Source organism: Micrococcus sp. CS26, assembly GCF_055522295.1.
The window spans coordinates 1-654 of the sequence record NZ_JBVFVY010000064.1; the positions used below are offsets into that span (position 1 = coordinate 1).

Below are 654 nucleotides of genomic sequence, written 5' to 3' on the forward strand. Positions count from 1 at the left end.
AGTGGATGCTCCTATTGCTGTCAAGCGGCCAGTGGCGGGCTGATCTGCTCCAGGATGGCGGTCGCTCGGGCCTCGAGTTCAGGGTCGGCGCGAGTGCCGATCTCGAGTCGTCGGAGCCGCTGGTAGGGGACGCCGAGAGTGGCGGCGAGAACGCTGATCGGGATGCCTTTCGCTTGTCGGCGTGCTCGGAGTTCGCGCCCGACGGGATTGTCGGTGGCGGGATTGAGCAGAGCGGCATAGATCTCGTTCGCGACGTGTCGTTTGAGGCAGCGCATGATGTCACGGTCGGTGAGTTGCTCCGAACGACGCCTCTCGAAGTAGGCCATCGTCCGAGGCTCGCGATGCCGCATGCGCAACAGCACAATCCGGTGCAGCGCGGCGTTCGCGTGCCGGTTCCCGCCGCGAGAGAGTCGATGCCGTGTGCGTTGTCCGGAGGAGGCGGGGATCGGGGCGACACCGGCGAGAGCGGCGAAGCTGGCGCGGGTTCCGAGCCGCTCGGGGTTGTCGCCGGCGGCGACCAGGAGCGTCGCTGCAGTGACAGGACCGACTCCGCTCAGGGACAGCAGCGTGGGGTTGACCTGCCGGACGAGCATCTCCAACTGTTGTTCTATCAGGTCGATCTCGGCTTGCATCGTGAGGTGTCGGACCGCGAAC

At 66.4% G+C, this 654-nt stretch carries 1 protein-coding gene; it reads right to left on the reverse strand.

What is annotated here, in order from left to right; genetic code table 11:
- Nucleotides 1-20 precede the first annotated feature (20 nt).
- Nucleotides 21-654 (reverse strand): transposase (locus ACZ1IK_RS11220; protein WP_465098522.1); only part of this gene is annotated, 634 nt, incomplete at its 5' end.